Genomic DNA, 21,142 nt, shown 5'->3' on the forward strand with positions numbered 1-21,142 from the left:
ATATTTGTCCTGAAAAAATGTCTGAAAAAATCCTGCATATTGTTAGCTTTGATAATCCTTATCCACCCAATTACGGTGGAGTGATTGATGTTTATTATAAGCTTAAGGCTTTGCATGAGATAGGCCTGGCAATTCATCTGCACTGTTTTGTAAAAGAAATCCCAAATGAGTTTGACGAATTAAAAAAACTCTGCCAGTCCATTTATTTTTACGAAATCACCAGTAATCCTTTCCACTTTTTTAGCTCGTTGCCGTTTTCAGTGATTTCAAGAGGTGATAGAAGATTAGCTGAAAATATAGCTAAAACAGAAGCGCCAATCTTATTTGAAGGGCTGAAAACTACGTGCTCTGTATACGATTCCCGTCTTAAAAACCACAAAAAAATACTTCGTCTTCAAAATATTGAGGAGGATTATTTTAACGGGATTTCAAAGAGTGAAAATTCGCTGCTGAAGAAAATCGCGTTCAAACTGGAAGCGATGAAATACATAAAGTATAAAGATGTTTTTTCGAAATTTGATGAAGTGGTTACACTTTCAAAATTTGAAAACGAAATGGCGTTGAAATTTTGTAAAAGAGCAATGTATGTTCCTGTATTTCATGGAAACGATACGGTTTTGCCATTAGAAGGTTTCGGCGAATATGCAATTTATCATGGCGATTTAAATACCTCAGATAACAGGAAATGTGTGGTGTTTTTGATTGATGTTTTCAGGAAACTGCCACACCGAAAGTTGGTAATTGCTTCGGGATCAAATGAAGATTTTGTTCAAAGACTAATTGGAAGCAGTGAGAATATTCAGTTTGTAAAGCTCAACGATTTTGAGCAGTTGAAAGAAATGCTTCAAAAATCGCATATCAGTATCAGTTGGTCCTTTCAGAAATCGGGAACGAAATTAAAGGCAATCAATTCCCTTTTCAATACTCGTTTTTGCATTATCAATGAGAACATTATTGATGATCCTGTTGTTTCGGATTTGTGTGTGATGACCAAAAATGAGGAAGAATTGATTGTTCAAATCGAAATATTGTTTGAGCAAAGTTTTTCGGATTATCCAAAAAGAAGGGAGATTCTGGAAAATTATATGAATGATACCAACAACGCCTTAAAAATTGAAAAATTAATTTATCATGAATAGGGAAACATTTGCGCTGCAAATCTTTGACTCCATTAATCGGAACAAGGGAATCCTGAAGGAACAGTACGGAAGTTCGAAAGGAAGTATTGGTTATTTTTTCCTGGATGATTTGCTTCCTTTGGATTTGGCAGCTGAATTGTATCGTGTTTTTCCGTTACCTGAAGCGATGGTATTGAAAAAAAGCATTCGTGAAAATAAGTATGTGGCCGCACAAATGAATTTGTACAATCCCTTGCTAGAAGAGATTGTTTATGCTTTTCAGGAAAAAAAGGTAGTTGGTCTTATTGCTGAAATCTGCGGAATTACTAATGTGCTTCCGGATGAAAACTTGTATGCCGGCGGAATTTCATTAATGGCAAACAAACAGTTTTTGAACCCACATCTGGATAATTCACATGATAAAGACCGAAATCTTTGGAGGGTTTTAAATCTGCTTTATTATGTTACGCCGGACTGGAAGGAAGAATATGGAGGTAATTTGGAATTATGGCCCGATGGATTAAAGAATCCGCAAATCACAATTCATAGCAAATTCAATAGACTAGTCGTAATGGCAACCCATAACAATTCACTTCATTCGGTTTCACCCGTTGTTTTTGATGGAAACAGATGTTGTGTTTCTAACTATTATTTTTCAAAACAACCGCTGTTGCAATCTGATGAATTTCATGTAACATCCTTTCGCGGAAGACCTGAAAATAAAATAACCGATATCCTGCTCCAATGTGATACCTGGCTTCGAATGGGAGTACGGAAATTATTTAAAAAGGGGATTGTGGAAAATCCACACGTTTACAAAAAAGATAAATAATTATATCGTTCGCTGCACTACTTCAAACAGGGTTTTGTCCTCGCATTTCAACGTTTTGGAAGGGTATTTCATGATCAAAGCATAATCATGCGTTGCCATGATGATTGTTTTTCCGTTCTGGTTGATTTTTTTCAGTACTTCCATAACTTCCACACTAGTTTGCGGGTCAAGGTTTCCTGTTGGTTCATCGGCAAGGATAAGTTCAGGGTCATTTAGGAGCGCACGTGCAATTGCAACACGCTGCTGCTCACCTCCTGAAAGTTGGTGCGGCATTTTAGATGTCATCGATTTCATGCCTACCTTGTCCAATACTTCCTCGATCTTGTTTTGGATTTCTTCTTTTTCACTCCAACCCGTTGCTCTTAAAACAAATTCCAGATTATCATGCACATTTCTGTCCGGTAATAATTTGAAATCCTGGAAAACAATACCAAGTTTTCGTCTTAAATAAGGAATGTCGCTTTCTTTCAAAGATGTTAAATCATAGTCAACGATAGTTCCAGTTCCCTCGGTAAGCGATAAATCGGCATACAGGGTTTTCATGAAGCTACTCTTTCCCGAACCTGTTTTTCCAATAACATAGATAAACTCACCATGTTTTACATCAAGGTTTACGTTGGTTAAAATCGCATTATGTTCTTGGTAAATAGTTGCGTTTTTAAGGGAAAGTATCGTTTGTGACATGTTTCGTGATTTAATTTTTGTAAAAGTAATAAGTAGAACGAACTTAATCAAAAAAACGTATGAAAATTATTTAATTGAATCTAAGAAGTGGAGAGGGAGAAGGAAAAAGGGATAAGGGAGAACCGAGAAGCTTGAGTTTGCGGATGTATTATCATTTCATTTTTAATTTTTTTTTCTCATCACTTGATACTTTTTCTCTTATCCCTTGTCCCTTTTTCTAACGCAATACTATTTCTCTTTCCTCTAAACTTCTTGTGTCTTTCTTCTCAATTTTGTTGAAAACCCTTATAATAAAGCATTGAAAATGCGCGTTAATAACGACGGGAATTTGATATATTTGATTTTTAAAAAGCCTATAATTATGCGAAAACTGGATAAGTTTCTCTATACTTCTCTGATTTTGAGTGCGGTAAATGTTTCTGCGCAACAATCCAATATCTATACTTACGAATTGACCGATTTTGATAAAGCTGTTGCGCTTTATAAAGATCACCAATATAATGCTGCCCAAATACTTTTTGAAAGAGTGAAAGGCTCAAAAGTGAGTTACGAAGTAAAATCGGATTGCGCATATTATGCGGCGAATTGCGCCATCCGTTTGGATCAGCCCGGAGCGGATGTGATGGTTGAAAATTTTGTTGAAGAATATCCGACTTCATCAAAACAAAATCAGGCATTTATAGAAGTAGCGCATTATTATTTTGACCAATCCAATTATCCTCAGGCACTGAAATATTTCGAGAAGGTGGATGAGGCTTCAATGACCAATGAGGAGCGTGAGAGATTTAATTTCCAGAAAGGATATTGTTATTTTTCGGCCAAGGATAAAAAGGAAGCCGATAAATACTTCAACAAAGTGGTAAATTCAAAGGAATTCGGATCGCAGGCGAAATACTATCTAGGGTATATGGCTTATGAAACGGATAATTACAAAGATGCCACGAAATACTTCGATCAGGTTCAGGATCAGGACAAATACAAGGAGAAAATGTCTTATTTTCAGGCTGATATGAATTTTAAATTGGGTAACTTCCAAAAAGCAATCGATTTAGGTATGCCTCAATTATCAAAATCCAATGCTGAAGAAAAATCGGAATTATCTAAAATCATCGGGGAAAGTTATTTCAACCTGAAACAATACGATAAAGCACTTCCGTATCTTTTAAATTACAAAGGGAAAAAAGGAAAGTGGAACAATACCGATTTTTACCAGTTGGGCTATGCTTATTACAAAGCTGGTGATTATGAAAATGCCATTGCTCAGTTCAACAAAATTATTGAAGGTCGGGATGGTGTAGCGCAGAATGCCTATTATCATTTAGGTGAAAGTTATCTGAAAGTAGGAAAAAAACAGGAAGCGTTGAATGCTTTCAAAAATGCTTCTGAAATGAATTTTGATCTTAAAATTCAGGAAGATGCTTACCTAAATTATGCCAAAATCAGTTATGAGATCGGAAACCCTTATCAAAGTGTGCCGGAAGTATTGCAGGCTTATTTGGCAAAATACCCGCAAACCTCTTATAAGCAGGAAATTGAAAACCTACTGATAAATTCGTATATCACTTCGAAAAATTATAAGGAAGCACTGAGTTTGTTGGAGAAAAATAAAAATCCGCAAAACCGCCCAGCATATCAGAAGGTTACGTTTTACCGTGGTTTGGAATTATATACTGACGGAAATTATAAAGAGGCACTGACTTTGTTCAATAAATCAATTGCAGAGCCTCGTGACGCTAAGTTTACTGCGAGAGCCACGTTCTGGAAAGGGGAAACCGAATATAATTTAGATCAATTTAGTGATGCGCTGTTGAGTTTCAAACAGTTTGCGGGTTCGGCAGAGTCAAAAAATGTTCCCGAGGCCAAAAATGCGAGCTACAATTTAGCGTACACTTATTTCAAACTGAAAGAATACGAAAATGCAGCGAAACATTTTCAGGAATATATCAACACGGAAAAGAGCGACAAGGTGCGTCTTAATGACGCTTATTTACGAATGGGTGACAGCTACTTTGTAACCTCAAAATACTGGCCGGCCATGGATGCTTATAACAAAGTCATGGAGCTTAGGGGAGTTGATGATGATTACGCTCATTTTCAAAAAGCTATTTCATACGGATTCGTAGGCAAAAATGATTTGAAAATCGAAAACCTGAGTTCGTTCATGAAAAAACATCCTGATTCTAAATATGCGGATGATGCGTTATACGAATTAGGGAACACCTACGTAACCCAAAATAACGTAAATAAAGCTGTGGAAGCCTATGATCGTTTAATTGGTGAATATAACGGGAGTTCGTATGTTTCAAAATCGATTTTGCGTCAGGGACTGGTGTACTACAACAATGATAAAGACCAACAAGCATTAGCGAAATTTAAAGAAGTGGTTTCTAAATTTCCGCGAACGGAGGAAGCCAACGAAGCGGTTTCAACGGCACGCCTGATTTATATGGATAACAATAAAGTCAACGAGTATGCGGCTTGGGTTAAAACACTTGATTTTGTGGAGGTTTCCAATGCTGATTTGGATAACGATACCTATAAATCAGCCGAAAAACAATATCTGCAGAATAATAATAAGCAGGCAATTTCAGCTTTTACAGGATATTTAGCTGATTTTCCTGATGGATTGAGTGCATTGAAAGCTAATTTTTATTTGGCACAGTTATATTTTGCTGACGGATTGGGTACCACTGCTGTTCCGAATTACGAATATGTTATCAGAAAGCCTAGAAATGAATTTACGGAACAATCATTGGCACGTTTAAGCGAGATCCATCTGAAAAACAAAGCCTACGAAAAAGCAATTCCTGTTTTGCAGCGTTTGGAAACTGAAGCTGATTTCCCGCAGAACGTAACTTTTGCGCAATCCAATTTGATGAAGAGTTATTATGAGCAGAAGGAATTTGCTAACGCGGTTGTATATGCAGACAAAGTGTTGTCTAATCCTAAGACGGACGACAAAGTGAAAAGTGATGCGCAGATTATCGTGGCACGCTCAGCCATCAAAACCAATGATGAAGCAAAAGCCAAAGATGCTTACGCGAAACTGCAGAAAATCGCCAAAGGGGAACTAGCTGCTGAAGCAATGTACTATGACGCTTATTTTAAAAACAAGGAAGGCAAGTTTGAAAAATCTAATGAAGTGGTACAGAAATTAGCTAAGGATTATTCCGGTTATAAATATTTTGGCGCTAAAGGATTAATTGTCATGGCAAAAAATTTCTACGGACTGAAAGACAGTTTCCAGGCAACCTATATTTTGGAAAGCGTAATCAAAAACTTTGCTTCTTTTGAAGATGTAGTTTCAGAGGCTCAGGCCGAACTCGATTTCATTAAAGGCGAGGAAGCCAAACGAAATTCATCCATAACAAAGTAAGAAGTTAAAAAGATAGAAGGAAAAATAAAATATCGGAAATGAAAACATATGCTGATTCTTTTCCCTTAACTCTTTTCCCTAAAAAAATAAATATGAATAAGACATTCAAATACATAACAGCCGTAACATTCCTTCTAACGGGAATGAAAACCCTAGCACAAAAGAAAGACGAAAATATCGGAACGGAAGTGGTGAACGTGGTTAAACCGTACACACCAACGATCTCCGACGCTTTCAAAGTAAAAGAGACGCCGGTTATTGACGACGAAACCAATACTCAAAAAGAAGAAATCAAGTATAATATCTTTTCTTTTCCGGTTGCATCAACATTTACCCCGGCGAAGGGTAGGGCTGCCGATGTAGACAAAGAGGCTAAAGAGCGCCTGTTTAAAAATTACGCCACTTTTGGGATTGGGAATTACGGAACTGTGAATGCTGAATTATTTGTCACTCAGGATTTATCCAATAATGATTATGTGGGGGCAATGTTCCGTCATTTGTCTTCGCAGGGCGGAATAGATGAGGTGAAATTAGATGATAGTTACTACAATACTGCATTTGATGTTACTTACGGAAGCCGTACCCGTGAAATTGACTGGAATGCCGATTTAGGATACAAACACCAAATGTATAATTGGTACGGATTACCGACAGAATTTGTGTCTTTTACGGATGATGCTATCAATTCGATAAGTGAGGGGCAAACCTATCAAACCCTTACTGTAGGAGCTAAATTAGATGTAAAAGAAGGTATGATGGATGAAACACCAATGCTTTTTAAACGTTTTTGGGATTCTCACGGTTCAGAGGAAAACAGGTTTTTTATCAGGCCTTCTTTCGATTTTGAAATCAAAAAATATAAATTCAAAACGGAATTCGTGGCCGATTATGTAGGCGGGAGTTTTGAAAAAAAACATAAGGAAATGCCGGATATGAGTTATAGTTATCTGAACTTCGGAGTGGTGCCAAGCATTTTATTGCAGCAGGACGATTTGTCTGTGCAGGCTGGGGCTGGGTTTTTCTATAGCAGAGGGATAGTTAATGATGTGTCGGACGATAAAATATTTGTATATCCTCAAATCAAAGCATCCTATAAGCTTGTGGGTGATATCATGATTGCTTATGCGGGTGCGGAAGGAAATCTGAAACAGAATTCTTATGCCGATTTTGTGGAGGAAAATAAATTCGTTTCCCCAGCGCTGGCCATTGCTCCAACCAATCAACAGTATGATATTTATGTGGGACTAAAAGGAAAATTGTCTAATACGGTAGCTTTCAATGTAAGAGGTTCGTATATGTCAGAAGATGATAAAGCGTTCTTTACTGCTAATCCTTATGACACGACCAGTCTGAATACCGAAGGCTATGCTTATGGGAATTCATTCGGTGTTGTATATGATGATCTGAAGACTGTAAGTTTATTCGGGGAACTGAAAATGGATTTCTCGAAGAATGTAGCGTTCGGAATCAATGGGGCATTCAACAGCTATTCAACCGATCAGGCGGAAGCATGGAACTTGCCAAGTTTGAAAATTAGTGCCGACCTGGATGTGGACATCACCAAAAAATGGTATGCCGGTGCCGATATTTTCTTTGTCGGAGATCGTAAAGATCAATTCTATTACAACGATATTACACTAACAGAGCCATTATTTAAAACAGTAACCTTGGATAGTTATTTCGATTTAAATGCTCACGTGGGATACAAACACAACGAGCGCCTGACAGGTTTCCTTAAACTTAACAATATCGCAAATCAACAATATGAGCGCTGGCTGAACTACCCGGTTCAGGGCTTCCAGGTATTGTTGGGAGCAAACTATAAATTTGATTTTTAGTAAGCGTTTTTAAAGCATAACTTTGAAGCACAAAAGCAACCCTTTTGTGCTTTTTAAATTTGTAAACATGACCTTCAAACAAAAAATACTCAATCATCATTTAACCCTGCTTCAGGATAAAATCGATGTGTACCGCGATATGATTTCCGGTTTGGCTGACGATGCACAAAATGATGCTAAAAGTTCAGCCGGGGACAAACACGAAACCGCTTTGTCCATGATGCATCTCGAGCAGGAAAAACTGAGCGCAAAACTTCAGGAGGCTATTAATTTTAAAGGGATTTTAGGTAAAATTGACGCATCAGTTTCCAGTAAAACCATTGCCATTGGAAGTCTGGTAAAAGCAAACGGATTGCAACTTTTTATCAGCGCTGCTTTGCCTAAAATAACAATCGATGGCATTTCAGTTTTGGCATTGTCTCCACAATCGCCGTTGGGTTCTCAAATATTGGGAAAACAAATAGGTGATGTCGTTGAGGTAAACGGTTCCCGATTTGTGATTGAAGATGTTGTCTAATTTGCTAAATTAGTGTCATAACATCAAATCGAAAAATCATGATTGAAGTTGTAAGAGGGGACATTACAAAAATTGCAGTTGATGCTATAGTAAACGCAGCCAATTCATCCCTCATGGGTGGAGGCGGAGTGGATGGTGCCATCCACAGGGCTGGCGGAAATGCAATCCTGGAAGAATGCAAAAAAATTGCGGCAAAACAAGGAGGCTGTGAAACTGGGAAAGCTGTTATAACTACAGGCGGAAATCTTCCTGCTCAATTTGTAATTCATACGGTTGGGCCAATATGGTACGGCGGAAACAACCATGAACGAGAAAGACTCGCCGACTGCTATAAAAATGCGCTAAAACTAGCTGTTGAAAATAATTGTAAATCAGTTGCTTTTCCCAGTATCAGTACCGGTGTGTACCGATTCCCAAAAGAAGAGGCAGCACAGATAGCCGTTAGAACGGTTTCAGAATTTCTGTCGAAACATATTGAAATTGAAAAAGTACTATTTGTTTGTTTTGACGATGAAAATGAAGTTCTAATTAGTAAGGAACTGCACAAAATGTAGCGCTGTCGAAAAATAGGCTGCCTAAAAACGAATTTAAAAATCTGATTCTGAGTCAGTTCTTTATTTGTAATACTAATCTTTAATAGGTATATTTGGAAATCAATTTTTCTGTCTTCTAATAACGGGCGGGAAATTTAAAACTGTCAAAAAATGAAATTTAAAATTGCACTTCTTTCCGTGCTGGCTTGTTGTATGGCCAATGCCCAAAAGCAACCTGTCGATTTTATCATAAACAATGCTACTGTTTATACGGTAAATAAAAACTTCGATAAAGCTGAAGCTATTGCTGTTTCCGGAGGTAAAATAGTCGGGATAGGAAAAACGGCTGAAATCAATGAAATGTTTACTTCGAATGATGTTTACGATGCAAAAAATAAATTCATCTATCCGGGGTTTTACGATGCTCATGCTCATTTTTACAACTATGGGATGAGTCTTCAGACGGTAGATTTACGCGGAACCAAAAGTTTCGAAGAGGTAATCGAAAGGGTTAACCAATTCAAAGGCAAAAAGAAAATAGCATATATCCAGGGCAGGGGCTGGGATCAGAATGACTGGCCTGACAGGGAGTTTCCTAATAATAAGGTGTTGGATATAATTTTTCCGGACATACCTGTAGTACTTACACGTATAGACGGGCATGCGTTGATCGCTAATTCTGTTGCGTTGAAAATGGCAGGAATCACTACGAAAACGAAAGCAGAAGGCGGTCAGATTGAAGTTAAAAATGGTGCGCTGACCGGAATATTGATAGATAATCCAATGGAACTGGTTTACAATAGTATGCCCAAACCGTCCAGATCAGAGCAGATAAATGCGCTTATGTCAGCTCAAAAAACAATGTTCGAATATGGATTAACGACCATTAACGAAGCCGGACTTGAACGTGATGTAATCAACTTGATTGATAGTTTACAGCGTGAAAACCGATTGGATATCAATATTTATGCAATGGTTAAGGCGTCCAAGGAAAATCTGGATTATTACATTAACAAAGGTATTTATAAAACCGATAAACTCAATGTGCGTTCCTTTAAGTTTATGGCTGACGGTGCTTTGGGGTCACGTGGCGCCTGCCTGCACAAACCTTATTTCGACAGGCCAAAACAATTTGGGGCATTATTGTCGCCAATAGAGGAAATGCGCAAGACAGCAAAGAGAATAGCGGCCTCCGATTTTCAGATGAACACGCATGCCATTGGTGATTCGACCAATACTGTAATATTGAAGATTTATAAAGAAGTGCTGACCGGGAAAAAAGATAGACGCTGGAAAATAGAACACGCTCAAGTGCTGCGCGAAAAGGATTTCGATTATTTCAAATCGGGAATTATTCCTTCTGTTCAGCCTACACATGCGACTTCCGACGTATATTGGTCTACGGAAAGACTGGGATTGCAGCGAATTAAAAATGCCTACGCCTATAAAAAACTGCTTGACAAGGCAGGAGTGATTGCGCTTGGAACCGATTTCCCGGTCGAAGAAGTCAATCCTATGTATACATTCTATGCGGCGGTAGCGCGTAAGGACTTGAAAGGCTTTCCTTCGGGCGGCTTTTTGCCTGAAAATGCCTTAACACGCGAAGAAACTTTAAAAGGAATGACTATTTGGGCTGCTTATTCTGATTTTGAAGAAAACGAAAAGGGAAGTCTTGAGGTTGGGAAATGGGCCGATTTCACCATTTTCGATGCTGATTTTATGACAATGCCTATTGAACAGGTTTTGCTGATCAAGCCAAAGAATACATTTATAAAAGGAAAACAAGTGAAATAAATGGTAATCCCGGACGAAAGTTCGGGTTTTTTTTTTGGAGCGACCCGAGCGATAGCGAATTGGCGAAGCAATGGTTTGGATGCATCAGTAATCCCTGTTCCTGCTGTCCGTTTTATCTTTTGCTCCGTTAAAACTCCACCAAAGGATACCGCTCCCATCAGGGCTAAAGGACAAACCATTTTACTTTTTGTAATGTTTCTGATGATATTTCATCGGGTTTTAACCATGAAATCTTCGCGTTAAATTCTATAGTATTTGCTGTAAAAAAACTGAAATTACAATCTGTAATCCAAAACTTCTGTTTTTAATAGTTTTAATTTCATTTTAGCCGTAAATCAGATTTTAAAATATAAAATTGTAATTAAATTACCATTTAAGGTTTCTGATTAAAACTTTATGACGCAATTTTGTTTCATAATAAAACTTAAAAAGAAATAATTATGTGCGGAATATTGGCAGTTATAGGAAAAGGGACAGACGAAACTTTAGTGAAGCAATTATCTAAAAGAATGTCGCATCGAGGACCGGACGAAAGTGATTTGCATGTTACTGAAAAAGGACATTTTTTAAGTCATGAACGTTTGTCTATTGTAGATTTACATACGGGAAAACAACCTATTCAGGGAACGTCTTCCGCCTGGATGGTGCATAACGGTGAAATCTACAACCATCAGAAACTGCGCGAAACAATATTGCGCCATCATACTTTTAGAACTACATCCGACTCAGAAGTAATTGTACACCTGTATGAGGAATTCGGTTATGATTTTTGTGATATGCTCGACGGGATTTTCGCCTTTGTGGTAATCGATGGTGACGATTTTATTGCCGGTCGTGATCCGTTGGGAGTGAAACCATTGTATTACGGGAAAGACAGCCAAGGGCGTTTGTATTTTGCTTCCGAAATGAAAGCGATTGCCGACCAATGTGAGGATTTCGAAGCTTTTCCGCCAGGACATTATTACACGTCCAAAACCGGATTGGTAAAATACTATCAGCCAAAATGGGAAGATGAAACTTTAGCAGTAGAAAAGCTCGATTTAAAAGCTATTCGTGAAACCTTAACTGAAGCTGTTCGTAAACGCCTTATGAGTGATGTGCCAATCGGAGTATTGCTTTCAGGAGGATTGGATTCTTCTTTGACATCATCGATTGCTTCAAGACTTCTCAAAGAAGTTGACGGCCAGAAACTGCATTCGTTTTCCATTGGTTTGGACAAAGACGCACCGGATGCCATTGCGGCAAGAGAGGTGGCAGGATTTTTAGGGACAGAACACCACGAAATCCATTTTACGATAGAAGAGGGGATTGAAATCCTGGATAAGTTAATCTGGCATCTGGAAACCTATGATGTGACTTCTGTCCGCGCCAGTACGCCAATGTATTTCCTGTCGAAAGCAATTACCGACATGGGAATCAAAGTAGTGCTTTCCGGAGAAGGTTCCGATGAGATTTTTGGAGGGTATTTGTATTTCAGAAATGCGCCAAGCGTAGCTGATTTCCAAAAAGAAACCATTGAGAGAGTACAACGTCTTTCCACTGCCGATTTGCTTCGTGCAGACAAATCGACCATGGCACACGGATTAGAGGCGAGAGTGCCGTTTTTAGACAAAGCTTTTTTGGAATTGGCTATCAAAATTCAACCAGAAGAAAAAATGCCTAAAACCTATGACGGAATTGAGAAATACATCCTTCGTAAAGCATTTGATACGCCTGAGCAGCCATATTTGCCGGAAAGTGTTTTATGGCGTCAGAAAGAACAGTTTTCGGATGGGGTGGGGTACAACTGGATTGATACTTTAGTTGAATATTGTGCTTCTCAGGTTTCGGATGAGGATTTTGCTAAAGCGGGCGAACTGTTTCCTTACAACACGCCGGCTACGAAAGAAGCATTTTTCTACAGAACTATTTTTCATAAGCATTTTCCTCAGGAAGGCGCGGCGAAAACAGTCCGCAAATGGATTCCGAAATGGCAGTCAAACCAGGATCCGAGTGGTAGGGCAAACGCAGCTCACGTTAAAAGTGATTTAGCTGTAGCTCTGAAATAATTTAAAATGTGATTTGTTTGTTAAAAGACGCTGGCAGCTATGCTGGCGTTTTTTTATTTCTCAAACACTTCAAAAGTAATAAAAGCAATTCTCTAGTCCTGATGGGAGTGGTGTCCTTTTGTGAATTACATTTTTTAACGCGAGGAGCTAAAGATAGAGCGGACGCATGAACATGTTTTGCTGAGCATATCTAATAATTTTGTAACATATTTCTGCTGATAAAATTTGTCAAAAAAAGCAACAAAAAAACCCTGAAATTTCTCTCAGGGTTTCTAATGTATTGCAGGATTTTATAAGTTATAACTTCACTGTTAATCCAATTCCGGGAGAAAAACCAGAAGTGCTTCCGCCGGCAAGTTCCAGATATACGCCCCATTTGTCATTCCAGAACCAACGCCCTCCAACGTGAAGACCTAAATTAATGTCATCATCGTTGTCATTGTTATCATTGTCTCCCGTGAAAATAGCGTATCCCAAATTGGCTCCACCATAAACATCCCAAGCGTCATCTGAAATCCCAAAAACATTATCGAAATAATAGTTTGCCTTTACTCCCAGATTTAACCAATCAAAATCCAGGTCTGTTCCGACACCGGGAGCAATTGTAATATCCTTATGAACAGGAATTTCATAATTAGCACCTACAAGACCAAAATTCAATTCACTTCTAGCTTGTCCAAAAACATTTGCATAATTAAAGAATAACGCAAAAACAAATAGTAATATTGGCTTTTTCATACTTTTTATGTTAAAATTTTACATGTAAATATAGGGATATTTTTTTTACGAATTGGTTGTAATCGAGCTTTGGTACTTTTTTTCATCGATTCCAATAGCGTAAAATTGAAATCCGTGCTCAAATGGGAAAATCAGAAATTTTGAAGAAAAAGGGTTAAGGTTTAAATGAATTTGCAATCGAAATAAGGTTAATAAACCATGTTGTTTTGTTGATAACTTACCGGTTTGGTTTGTTTAATTTTAACAGAAAATAGTCTTCAATTTCATATATTTGCTCGTTATACAAAAAAAATAGACATTCACAATATAGATTATGAGCGAAGAAGTAAAGAAAAACAATTATTCGGCAGACAGTATTCAGGCGCTTGAGGGAATGGAACACGTAAGGATGCGTCCTTCGATGTACATTGGTGACACAGGGGTTCGAGGGCTTCACCACTTGGTTTATGAGGTAGTGGATAACTCGATTGACGAAGCGTTAGCCGGACATTGCGATACTATTCATGTAGCAATTAACGAGGATAATTCGATTTCTGTTGAAGATAACGGTCGAGGGATTCCTGTAGATATTCATAAAAAAGAAGGTGTTTCCGCTCTTGAGGTTGTAATGACCAAAATTGGGGCTGGAGGTAAGTTCGACAAAGATTCTTATAAAGTTTCCGGAGGTTTGCACGGGGTAGGTGTATCGTGTGTTAACGCCTTGTCCGATCATTTGAAAGCAACTGTTTTCAGGGAAGGGAAAATATACGAACAGGAATACGAAAGAGGTAAGGCAATGTATCCAGTTAAGCAGGTTGGTGAAACCGATAAACGCGGGACAACGGTTTGGTTTAAGCCAGACGGGACTATTTTTCAGCAAACCTTAGAGTTTTCTTATGACACGTTAGCTGCTCGTATGCGTGAGTTGGCGTACCTTAACAAGGGGATCACGATTTCACTGACGGATAAAAGAGAAACGGATAAAGACGGGAACTTTGTTGGTGAGACATTCCATTCCAAAGAAGGTTTGAAAGAATTCGTTAAGTTCCTTGATGGTAACCGTGTGCCGATTATTGGTCACGTGATCAGTATGGAAAATGATAAAGGAGAAGTTCCGGTTGAAGTAGCTTTGATTTATAATGACAGTTACTCGGAAAATATTTTCTCTTATGTAAATAATATCAATACACACGAGGGAGGTACGCATTTGCAAGGTTTCCGTATGGGATTAACCCGTACATTGAAGAAATATGCTGATGCTTCCGGGTTGTTGGATAAATTGAAATTCGAAATTTCCGGGGATGATTTCCGTGAAGGTTTGACGGCTATTATTTCGGTGAAAGTATCTGAGCCTCAATTTGAAGGACAGACTAAAACTAAATTGGGTAACAGAGAAGTTGTTTCTCCTGTTTCTCAGGCGGTTGCTGAAATGTTGGAGAATTATTTGGAAGAGAATCCAAATGATGCAAAAATCATTGTTCAGAAAGTAATCTTGGCAGCTCAGGCGCGTCATGCGGCGAAAAAAGCCCGTGAAATGGTACAGCGTAAAACCGTAATGGGTGGCGGTGGATTGCCGGGTAAATTGTCTGACTGTTCTGAGCAGGATCCGGCAAAATGTGAAGTGTTCCTTGTCGAGGGAGACTCGGCGGGTGGAACTGCCAAACAAGGGCGTGACCGTAATTTCCAGGCTATTATGCCTTTGAGAGGTAAGATCTTGAATGTGGAAAAAGCGATGCATCACAAAGTTTTTGAGAATGAGGAGATCCGTAATATTTTTACTGCTTTAGGGGTGACTATCGGTACTGAAGAAGACAGTAAAGCGTTAAACCTTGAAAAATTACGTTACCATAAAGTAGTAATCATGTGTGATGCCGACGTGGATGGTAGTCACATTTCTACGCTGATTTTGACCTTCTTCTTCCGTTATATGAAAGAGCTGATTGAGAATGGTTATGTATACATTGCCACTCCGCCTTTATATATGGTGAAGAAAGGAACTAAGAAAGAGTATGCGTGGACTGATGCGCAACGCGATGCAATCTCAGAAAGAATGGGCGGTGGAACCAATATTCAACGTTATAAAGGTCTTGGAGAGATGAACGCGGAGCAATTATGGGAAACCACTATGAATCCGGAGTTCCGTACGCTACGCCAGGTTGGGATTGACAGTTTGGCTGAAGCAGATCGTGTATTCTCTATGTTGATGGGAGACGAGGTTCCGCCACGTAGGGAATTCATTGAAAAAAATGCTGCGTACGCTAAGATTGATGCGTAAATCGTGCATAATATCAGGATTGCTTGTTCTTTTTTTATTCTTTTCCAATATAATGAAAGCGCAATCCGGGAATACATTTCAGGATGTCGAAAACTTACTTAATGACGCCTTATTTTATTCCGACAAATACATAACTCCAGCTACAGATGCGGCCGTTTATCAGGCCGCTTCTGGTTGGATTACTTCTCCTAAAAAACGAAAATTATGGGATGTGACATTAGGATTGCATTCGAATATTTTCTTTGTTCCGAAACGCGACAGAAGTTTTGAAATTAAAAATAGTGATTTTTCCTTTTTTCAGATAGAAGGAGGAGCGACTTCCACAACTGTGCCAACTGCATTGGGTGGTGATTCTCTTGAGTATCTCGTTGGGGATTTGGATGGGGGGCAAATCCGGCTGAAAACTCCGGAAGGGGTTAGTCAGGAAACTATTTTCTATCCGTATTTGCAAGGCTCGGTCGCATTGTGGCACGGCACTGAGGTTGTGGTGAAATATTCCCCAAAAACAAAACTCAAAAGAGGGGATTATCAGGTTTATGGTTTTGGTTTAAAACATAATGTGAGTCAGTATTTTAAAGTTTTGGAGTCCAAGAAAATCCATTTTTCGGGCTTGATTGCATATTCTAAAGAAGATATCAGCTTTGATTTTATTTCTATTCCTACCCAATTCGGAAGTTTGGGAATTAATCGCTTGAATGGATTGGTGGATACTTGGCAGTTTCAGTTAAACGGCTCCAAAGAGTTTAAAAACTTTGAATTGATGGGCGGACTAATTGTTAATGCCAGTAAATTCGAGTATATTGTGGGAGGGCCAAAAGGGGAAATTGAAGAAATTATCCCACTTCAGGATATTTTGAACAAGAAATTGGAGCAGATATCCAAAAACAAAACCAATGTTATTGGTGAAATTTCAGGAAGATATCAGATTAAAAAAGTGTTTTTGCAACCGGTTATAGGATTTGGGAAATTTGTTAATACCAATTTTTCTGTTCAATATGAATTTTAATATGTTTAGTATTGGTTATTTTAATATATTTAACTTCTTTTAAAAAACTAAACAACCAAAAAAACATATAAAATTATGAAAGTAACTATAGTTGGTGCCGGAAACGTGGGTGCTACCTGTGCAGATGTGATTTCTTATAGAGGAATTGCCAGTGAAGTGGTTTTGCTGGATATTAAAGAAGGTTTTGCCGAAGGTAAGGCCATGGATATTTCACAATGTGCAACTACAACTGGTTTTAATACACGTGTTTCGGGAAGTACAAACGATTATTCAAAAACAGCCAATAGTGATGTGGTGGTAATTACATCCGGTATTCCGCGAAAACCAGGGATGACCCGTGAAGAACTTGTCGGAATCAACGCAGGAATCGTTAAAGGTGTAGCGGATAATGTGCTGAAACATTCTCCAAATGCTGTGATAGTAGTGGTTTCCAATCCGATGGATACAATGACGTATCTGACTTTAAAAGCAACTGGTTTGCCTAAAAACAGAGTTATCGGTATGGGTGGTGCTCTGGACAGTTCCCGTTTTAAATATTATTTGTCGAAAGCGTTAAACAAACCTTCTGCTGATGTAGATGGAATGGTTATTGGCGGTCACGGTGATACGACCATGATTCCGTTAACGCGCCTGGCTTCCTATTGTGGTGTGCCGGTTTCTACATTCCTTTCTCAGGAAGAAATGGATAAAGTGGCTGCTGATACGATGGTAGGAGGAGCAACATTAACTGGGTTGCTTGGAACTTCGGCTTGGTATGCGCCGGGAGCTTCAGTAGCTTATCTGGTAGATAGTATATTAAATGATCAAAGAAAAATGATTCCTTGTTCGGTTTACCTTGAAGGAGAGTATGGTCAATCTGATATCTGTATGGGTGTGCCTTGTATTATAGGTAAAAATGGAGTTGAATCTATTGTGGATATTAAATTGAACGATGCGGAAAAGGCGTCATTTGCTAAAAGTGCTGAGGCAGTTCGTGCTATGAATGCCGATCTGAAAACTGTTTTAGCGTAATATTTTAAATACAATAAAAAGGAAGGCTGCTAAGGGCAGTCTTTTTTTTATGATATAATTAAGAAATAAATTGGTAGATATATTGGTAAAGTATATATTTGCTCGTTTTTGAAAAAAGAATAATTAATTTTTAGTAATAATGCAGAATAAAGGACTCATTAAATTTTTTGCAATTTTATTTGCATTGGTAAGTATTTACCAGCTTTCCTTCACGGTTGTTACCAATAATATTGAAAGTAAAGCAAAGGCATTCGCGAATGGCGACTCTAAAAAAGAGTTGTTTTACTTAGACTCTATTGGTAAAGAAAAAGTGTTTTTAGGTCATACTTTTAATGACGTAAGAGCAAAACAAATCAATAAAGGTCTTGACCTTGAAGGAGGAATCAACGTAATCCTTCAAATTTCGGTTAAAGACGTATTGAAAGGATTGGCAAACAATTCAAAAAATCCGGTTTTTAACAAAGCGCTTTCGGAAGCAACTAAAAACAGAGAGGGGAATCAGGATTATCTTGATGCTTTCTTCATTGCTTTTGATCAGGTTTCAAATGGAACAACAAAATTATCTTCACCTGAAATTTTCGCTAACAGAAATTTAAGTGAGATCAATTTTACAATGTCAGATGCGCAGGTTAAAACGATCATCAGAAAGAAAGTTTCTGAGTCTGTAGAAAGTGCATTCCGTGTATTAAGAGAGCGTATCGACAAATTTGGTGTAACTCAGCCTAACATCCAAAAATTAGGAGAGTCTGGAAGAATCTTAGTAGAGCTTCCAGGGGCTAAAGACATCGATCGTATCCAAAAGTTATTACAGAGTACTGCTCAGTTAGAATTCTGGGAAACTTATAAAACTGATGAGATTGCTAATTTCTTAATGGCAGCTAACGAAGTTTTAAAGAAAACTGAAAAACCAGTTGTAGGTACTGTAGCTCCAAAAACGTCAGATATCGATTCTTTATTGACGTCTAAAGCAAATGATTCTGCGACAGTTAAAAAAGGAAACAATCCGTTGTTGGATTTAGTTAAAGGTGGTGGACAGCAAGGAAGCCCGGTATTAGCTTATTTCAATCCAAAAGATACTGCAAAAGTTAATGCATATTTAAAAAGAGCTGACATCCGTTCTTTATTGCCTGCAGAACAGCGTTTCGCTCGTTTCGCTTGGGGTAAAGTAAGTTCTAAAACTCCGGATGTAGTTGAATTATATGCTCTTAAAACAAACAGAGAAGGTGTGCCTCCTCTAAGTGGTGGAGTAATCACAGACGCTTCTGAGTCTTTTGACCAAATGGGAAGACCATCTGTAACTATGCAGATGAACGCTTCAGGTGCTAAAGCATGGGAAGAATTAACTGGAAAAGCGTTTACGCAACAAAGTAATATTGCAATTGTATTGGATAACATTGTTTATTCAGCACCGGGAGTTTCTTCTGGACCAATTGCAGGAGGACGTTCTGAAATTTCAGGTGTATTCGATGTAACTGAAACTAAAGACTTAGCAAACATCTTAAGAGCAGGTAAATTACCGGCTTCTGCTGAGATTGTACAATCTGAGGTTGTTGGTCCGTCATTAGGACAACAAGCTATCGATAACGGTATCATGTCTTCAGTTGTTGGTTTATTATTAGTGTGTTTATGGATGGTTGTTTACTATGGTAAAGCAGGTTGGTATGCTAACGTTGCATTATTAGTGAACTTATTATTCTTATTTGGTATCTTGGCTAGTTTAGGTGCTGTATTAACATTACCAGGTATTGCCGGTATCGTGTTAACAATGGGTACTGCAGTAGATGCGAACATCATTATTTACGAAAGAGCAAAAGAAGAATTACGTGCCGGAAAATCATTGGGTGAGTCTATAATCGAATCATACAGCTGGAGAGGTGCTATGCGTTCCATTATTGATGCTAACGTAACGCACATCCTTACAGGTTTGATACTTTTTATCTTCGGTACAGGACCTATTAAAGGTTTCGCGACTACCTTATTGATCGGTATCTTCACATCATTGTTCACAGCTATCTTCATTGCGAGAATGTTCATCGATAGAGATATTGCTGCAGGAAGAAATTTAACATTTACAACTCCTTTATCTAAAAACTGGTTTACAAACTTCCATTTTGATTTTATCGGAGTTAAAAAATGGTCTTACATGATTTCTGCTATCGTTATTATCGGAAGCTGTATTTCTTTCGGAATTAATGGCTTGGATGAAGGTGTTGATTTCGTAGGTGGTAGAACATTCCAGGTTAAATTTGAAAAACCTGTGAACCCAACTGAAGTTTCGGAACAACTTGGAAAAGAATTCGGAGTTAACGTAGAGGTAAAAGAATTTGGTAATCCAAGCCAAATGAGAATTATCACGAAGTATAAAGTTCAGGAAGAAGGTGTAGGCGTTGATAAAGAAGTAAACGAGAAATTATATAACGGTTTGAAAGGTTATTATTCAAACAATATTACTTACAATCAGTTCATCAATACTGCTGAAGGTAAAACTTTAGGAGTGGTTCAGGCTACAAAAGTAAGTGCATCTGTTTCTGATGATATCAAAACCAACTCTTACTGGGCTGTAATCGGAGCAATGTTAGTAGTTGCACTTTACTTAGTTGTGTCGTTCCGTAAATACCAATATTCATTGGGTGCGATTGCTGCTGTGGCGCATGACGTTATCTTCGTATTAGGATTGTACTCATTGTTGTATAAATTTATGCCTTTCCACATGGAAATGGATCAGCACTTCATCGCTGCGATCTTAACGGTTATTGGATACTCAATGAACGATACAGTAATTGTATTCGACCGTATCCGTGAGTTCATCTTAGGAAACAGAAAAGGTGATTTCAACCAGATTGTAAACGATTCAATTAATACAACATTATCAAGAACGATCAATACATCATTAACGATGATCATCGTATTAGGTATAATGTTCGTATTTGGTGGTGAGTCTATCCGCGGATTCGTATTCGCAATGTTGGTAGGTATCATTGTAGGAACTTATTCTTCATTATTTATCGCAACTCCGGTATTGGTGGATACTATGCCGAAATCTGATAAAAAAGAAGTTGAAAGACTTCACGCTGAAGCAAATGCTGAAAGAGAAGTAGAAGCATAATTAAATGCTCATGTAATATGAAAAAGCCTCACAGTATGTGGGGCTTTTTTTATTTTAGAACCGAATTGTCAGGGCTTTTCCGGAAATGTAATTCCTGCCCTTCTCTACAATTGAAATTCACTGAACTCCAAAATATATAATGCTTTGTGAAGTAATCTTCTCTTTGTTGAAAAAACAAAGTGAAGGACTTTCATTGCGGTCAGGGGTAGACAGTAATCTATTTGAATTTTAGGGTTGGTTTGGGGGTTTGGAAAGCAGTTAACCTGATTAAATTTTCTGCCATCGGC

15 protein-coding genes are annotated in these 21,142 nt (G+C 38.2%); 13 read left to right on the forward strand and 2 right to left on the reverse strand.

The features are described 5' to 3' along the window. Positions 1 to 17: 17 nt before the first annotated feature. Both FEDK69T_RS11780 and FEDK69T_RS11785 read left to right on the forward strand, forming a co-directional pair. Entirely contained in the window at positions 18 to 1,139 is a 1,122-nt protein-coding gene (locus FEDK69T_RS11780) for a glycosyltransferase family protein (protein WP_131494729.1), read from the forward strand. Further along, a complete protein-coding gene (locus FEDK69T_RS11785; RefSeq protein WP_023574389.1) occupies positions 1,132 to 1,950 on the forward strand; it encodes a 2OG-Fe(II) oxygenase in 819 nt (272 codons plus the stop codon). Before FEDK69T_RS11780 ends, FEDK69T_RS11785 begins: the two co-directional genes overlap by 8 nt. Here FEDK69T_RS11785 and FEDK69T_RS11790 read toward each other — a convergent pair whose 3' ends face one another. Continuing rightward, positions 1,951 to 2,634, reverse strand: a complete 684-nt coding sequence (locus FEDK69T_RS11790) for a cell division ATP-binding protein FtsE (RefSeq protein ID WP_023574390.1) — start codon at positions 2,632 to 2,634, stop codon at positions 1,951 to 1,953. It abuts the gene before it with no gap. Positions 2,635 to 2,995: 361 nt separating this feature from the next. Between FEDK69T_RS11790 and FEDK69T_RS11795 the strand changes: the two genes are divergently transcribed. The 7 genes from FEDK69T_RS11795 to asnB all read left to right on the forward strand — a co-directional run bounded on the left by FEDK69T_RS11795 (position 2,996) and on the right by asnB (position 12,740). Next, entirely contained in the window at positions 2,996 to 6,010 is a 3,015-nt protein-coding gene (locus FEDK69T_RS11795) for a tetratricopeptide repeat protein (RefSeq protein WP_023574391.1), read from the forward strand. A gap of 92 nt (positions 6,011 to 6,102) precedes the next feature. Continuing rightward, positions 6,103 to 7,848: a TonB-dependent receptor gene (locus tag FEDK69T_RS11800; RefSeq protein ID WP_035629711.1), complete on the forward strand. Its 1,746-nt coding sequence runs from the start codon at positions 6,103 to 6,105 to the stop codon at positions 7,846 to 7,848. 67 nt (positions 7,849 to 7,915) lie between these two features. After that, the gene (locus FEDK69T_RS11805; protein WP_035629712.1) at positions 7,916 to 8,365 is read left to right on the forward strand and encodes a GreA/GreB family elongation factor; all 450 of its coding nucleotides are present in this window, start codon (positions 7,916 to 7,918) and stop codon (positions 8,363 to 8,365) included. 38 nt (positions 8,366 to 8,403) lie between these two features. Further along, the gene (locus FEDK69T_RS11810; protein WP_023574394.1) at positions 8,404 to 8,919 is read left to right on the forward strand and encodes an O-acetyl-ADP-ribose deacetylase; all 516 of its coding nucleotides are present in this window, start codon (positions 8,404 to 8,406) and stop codon (positions 8,917 to 8,919) included. A 150-nt stretch (positions 8,920 to 9,069) separates the two neighbouring features. Next, a complete protein-coding gene (locus tag FEDK69T_RS11815; RefSeq protein WP_023574395.1) occupies positions 9,070 to 10,692 on the forward strand; it encodes an amidohydrolase in 1,623 nt (540 codons plus the stop codon). Beyond that, a complete protein-coding gene (locus FEDK69T_RS11820) occupies positions 10,693 to 10,935 on the forward strand; it encodes a hypothetical protein (protein ID WP_023574396.1) in 243 nt (80 codons plus the stop codon). A gap of 197 nt (positions 10,936 to 11,132) precedes the next feature. Next, positions 11,133 to 12,740 (forward strand): asparagine synthase B, encoded by a 1,608-nt coding sequence (gene asnB / locus FEDK69T_RS11825; RefSeq protein ID WP_023574397.1) that lies wholly within the window; start codon positions 11,133 to 11,135, stop codon positions 12,738 to 12,740. A gap of 297 nt (positions 12,741 to 13,037) precedes the next feature. Here asnB and FEDK69T_RS11830 read toward each other — a convergent pair whose 3' ends face one another. Beyond that, entirely contained in the window at positions 13,038 to 13,478 is a 441-nt protein-coding gene (locus FEDK69T_RS11830) for a hypothetical protein (RefSeq protein ID WP_023574398.1), read from the reverse strand. Between the two features lie 313 nt (positions 13,479 to 13,791). Between FEDK69T_RS11830 and gyrB the strand changes: the two genes are divergently transcribed. From gyrB to secDF, 4 genes are all read left to right on the forward strand, one after another. Then, entirely contained in the window at positions 13,792 to 15,732 is a 1,941-nt protein-coding gene (gyrB, locus tag FEDK69T_RS11835) for a DNA topoisomerase (ATP-hydrolyzing) subunit B (protein WP_023574400.1), read from the forward strand. Beyond that, positions 15,704 to 16,738, forward strand: a complete 1,035-nt coding sequence (locus FEDK69T_RS11840; RefSeq protein ID WP_240473157.1) for a DUF6588 family protein — start codon at positions 15,704 to 15,706, stop codon at positions 16,736 to 16,738. The genes gyrB and FEDK69T_RS11840 overlap by 29 nt, the downstream gene beginning before the upstream one ends. 75 nt (positions 16,739 to 16,813) lie before the next feature. Beyond that, positions 16,814 to 17,749, forward strand: coding sequence for a malate dehydrogenase (gene mdh, locus FEDK69T_RS11845; RefSeq protein WP_023574402.1), 936 nt, complete (start codon positions 16,814 to 16,816; stop codon positions 17,747 to 17,749). Between the two features lie 139 nt (positions 17,750 to 17,888). Then, the gene (gene secDF, locus FEDK69T_RS11850; RefSeq protein WP_023574403.1) at positions 17,889 to 20,855 is read left to right on the forward strand and encodes a protein translocase subunit SecDF; all 2,967 of its coding nucleotides are present in this window, start codon (positions 17,889 to 17,891) and stop codon (positions 20,853 to 20,855) included. Positions 20,856 to 21,142: the final 287 nt, after the last annotated feature.

It is taken from the genome of Flavobacterium enshiense DK69 (genome assembly GCF_000498495.1).
GTDB classification, from domain to species: Bacteria; Bacteroidota; Bacteroidia; order Flavobacteriales; family Flavobacteriaceae; genus Flavobacterium; species Flavobacterium enshiense.